The organism is uncultured Streptococcus sp. (assembly GCF_915066115.1).
In the GTDB taxonomy this organism is placed as follows: Bacteria; Bacillota; Bacilli; order Lactobacillales; family Streptococcaceae; genus Streptococcus.
Map to the genome: position 1 here is coordinate 1 of NZ_CAJZDT010000163.1, position 3,392 is coordinate 3,392.

The following is a 3,392-nucleotide window of genomic DNA, read 5'->3' on the forward strand; positions in this document are numbered from 1 at the left end:
ACTAGTGCTGCTTGGGCGTGTGCACCCGACCCCCCCAGTTCCAGCCGCCATATCTAGTATTTTCAACTCTTTTTTATCAACAAAAAGTTCTTCGTCTGCCTCAATCAAGAGGAGGTTGACCATCAGAGCGATAACCTCACGAGGAGTATAGTGAGACCCCGCTTCCTCATTTTCAGAAAATCGGCGGATGATATCTTCAAACATATAGCCCATACGCATAGAGTCAACTGAACTTGGAGACAAATCAATTTGAGAGAACTTTTTAATAACCGTAAAAAGGCGACCACTTTGTGCTAGGGTACGAACTTGCTCTTTAAATTTTAGGTTTTCAATAATGTCCTTGACACGACAGGAATAGCCATCCAGATAGGATAGAAAATTTTCCTCGATTGCATTTGGATCGTTTTGAAGATTTTCCAACGTAAAAGGACTAACATTGTAGTAACGATAGCCTGAGAGTTTCTCCAACACTTTCTCAGGTGTATTGGGATTTGCTTTGTATTGTGCTACCACCTGATCCTTGGTTGGCAACAAGGCAGCTTCTAAACGAGTCAGGACAAACATTGGAATGATGACATCGCGATACTTATCTGCTCGATAAGCTCCTCTAAGAGTGTTAGCGATAGACCAAACCGTATTGACATCATTAGAAATTTGGATGTCATTTGCTTGGAATAGTGGTAATTTTTCTTTGAAATTAGACATTTACTTCCCCTGTTTTTATTATTAACAATTCTCTTCATTATACCACAAAATACAAGTGATAAAGCGTATTCAAGGGAAAAGATCGAAGTTTATATACTAAATTTCTTTACTGAGTTTTTGTCTTTTGTACTAGGGCTTCTGTCATTTTCCAAAAAACTTTATCTTAAACTTACTCATAAAAATTTAAAAAATAAAAAGCCCACCTTTCAGTAGACTTAGCAGTGATCTTTGAAGGACAAAAAAGCGATGCTATCTCCATCCATCATATAAATCAAGCGATTTTCTGCATCAATATGACGTGACCAAGCTCCTTGGTAATCATATTTGAGCGGCTCTGGTTTTCCTATTCCTGTAAATGGATCGCGTTGAATATCCTTGATTAGTTTATTGATTCTTTTTAGTGTTTTCTTATCCTGAGTTTGCCAGTAGCAATAATCTGCCCACGCATCTTCTGTAAACTTGAGCAGCATTCCTCACTCCTCAATCACATGGACTTGAGTGCTTCCAGCACGGACTTGAGCCATTCCTCGCAAAACCTTATCAGAAAGTTCCTTATTTTGAACAATTCTCAGAGTTTCTTGAATACTATCCCACTCGCTCTTTGAAAGAACTACAATGTCCTCATCTGGATTTTTATTAACCACCGTCAAAGGCTCAAATTCATCGTTTACCTTCTTCATGTAGTCTTTTAAATGATTTCGGAACGTTGAGTAAAGAACTGCTTCCATAACCATACCTCGTTTTACCTCTTTTCCACTATTATACACAAAAAGAAAGAAAGAAATTGTCAGGAACTTGTACAAGATTTTCTTTTCTATCTATTTATACTCAATGAAAATCAAAGAGCAAACTAGGAAACTAGCCGCAGGCTGTACTTGAGTACGGCAAGGCGACGTTGACGTGGTTTGAATTTGATTTTCGAAGAGTATTATTCGTAAAAAATTCAAAAAGTCCACCTTTCAGTAGACTTAGTTTATTTCTATTCTTATCGGCACTCTTCCAAAATTCTGCTCTGCTATACCTGGATTTCCCAGTTGGTAAATCTGATCTGCCTTTTGAGTCATGACATCCCAAGGTTCTTTACCAATTCGGCTGACTAGATTAATCTGTCCCTTCAAGGACTTGAGGTGCTGCCTGCCTTTTTCAGTAAATCCAAGGACATGAATCCCTTCTGGCAAATCACTTTCTCTAGCCTGCACCAAGATATAGGTCAAGAGGCGTCTGACACGCGCCTTGGTGTAGCGTTTGGTGGAAACCACCTCAACCAAGTCTTTCAGAGATTGGGCTGTTTTAATAGCCTCTTTAATGCGCACAGCCATTTCTTGATTGACCTGATAGATGGTGGTTAGGTCGGGATTTGACAAGATTTGATAATGGAGCAAGAGAAAATAGTCTTCCCAGTTCACCTTACTGGCCTGCTCAAAGAGGGTAACAGAAGGCATAAAGCGTTCTAAAAAATCTTGGTCCTTCTGGTGCTGACGGAGAGCTGTCGCTGAGGCAAAGTCCACATCCTTGTCCACAGAATGGTAACCTGCCCCCTGACGTTGAATCGGATGCAGTTTGATGTTGTGTCCAGCGACGGATTTGGCATAGGCGAGAGCAAGGACATGATTGGGCGTATTGCCTGAAAAATCAAGACCTGCAAATTCCTTCCACATGGCCTGGGTTTTCTGTGGATAGGAAAGAGAATCAGGCAGATTTTCCACAAATTTCTCCATCTCAGCCCCCTGCTCTGTGTATAAGTCAGCGATTTTCTGGTAATCTAGAACTTCCTCCGTCCCAAAGGCTAGAGTATCAATCCCCAACCGAGCCAAGATATCCACAGCTCCTTGGCCGAAGAAATCCGCCGCCTGAACACTGACTAAAAAGGGCAATTCCACTACCAGATCAGCTCCATTTTCCAGCGCCATCTGGGCCCGTGTCCACTTGTCCACGACAGCAGGCTCACCTCTCTGCATGAAATTCCCAGACATGGCAACGATTTTCAGCCCCTTCGCCTGCTCAAGCAGGTATTTATGTCCATTATGAAAAGGATTAAACTCCGCGATAATACCTGTGATGGTCATAGTGATCTCCTACTTCTGCGCCACAAAAAACCAACGGGTGCTGGTTTCTGTTGGCTCCTTGTCCTCAAAGTCCGCATAGAGTTTGAAGGACTTGAATCCAGCCTGTTCCAGCAAAATATCATAGGTCAAAACCTCATAGGTTCGCTCCTCATGAACTTCATCGTGGCGACTAAAGGAACCGTCAGCCTCCTTGATAAAGAAGGTTAGTTCATGAACGATAGAGTGAGGCGCCGCGTCCTCGTAGGTATCCCATAGCATGGCAAAATCTTCCGCATTTTCATGGTAGGAATAGCCTGGAAAAACTTCATCTGTCTGGTAGGTCGAATGCACATCAAAGATGAAGATGCCATCTTCGTTGAGAGCATTATAGACTTCCTTAAAGACGTCCCCTACTTCCACCTCATCCTGCATATAGCAGATAGAGTCCGAATAACACGTGACAAAGTCATATTTACCTGCCTTGGACAAATCCAGCATATTGCCTTCAATAAAATCAATCTTTTGCTTGGCTGAAGTCGCTCTCTTCTCCGCAATCTTCAACATATCAGCACTCAAATCAAGTCCAGTTACATCAAAGCCTGCTTGAGAAAAGCGCACAGACTGGATACCTGTTCCACAAGC

5 protein-coding genes are annotated in these 3,392 nt (G+C 42.1%); all 5 read right to left on the reverse strand.

Annotation, left to right across the window (positions count from 1 at the left end):
• The coding region (locus QZ565_RS08835; RefSeq protein ID WP_295528383.1) for a type I restriction-modification system subunit M N-terminal domain-containing protein at positions 1-705 on the reverse strand (705 nt) is incomplete at its 3' end.
• 215 nt (positions 706-920) lie between these two features.
• Positions 921-1,175 (reverse strand): Txe/YoeB family addiction module toxin, encoded by a 255-nt coding sequence (locus QZ565_RS08840; protein ID WP_295528386.1) that lies wholly within the window; start codon positions 1,173-1,175, stop codon positions 921-923.
• A 3-nt stretch (positions 1,176-1,178) separates the two neighbouring features.
• Complete coding sequence (locus QZ565_RS08845) at positions 1,179-1,433, reverse strand: type II toxin-antitoxin system Phd/YefM family antitoxin (RefSeq protein ID WP_016398854.1); 255 nt, start codon at positions 1,431-1,433, stop codon at positions 1,179-1,181.
• Positions 1,434-1,673: 240 nt separating this feature from the next.
• Complete coding sequence (locus QZ565_RS08850) at positions 1,674-2,771, reverse strand: nucleotidyltransferase (RefSeq protein ID WP_295528394.1); 1,098 nt, start codon at positions 2,769-2,771, stop codon at positions 1,674-1,676.
• Positions 2,772-2,780: 9 nt separating this feature from the next.
• The coding region (locus tag QZ565_RS08855; RefSeq protein WP_295528396.1) for a class I SAM-dependent methyltransferase at positions 2,781-3,392 on the reverse strand (612 nt) is incomplete at its 5' end.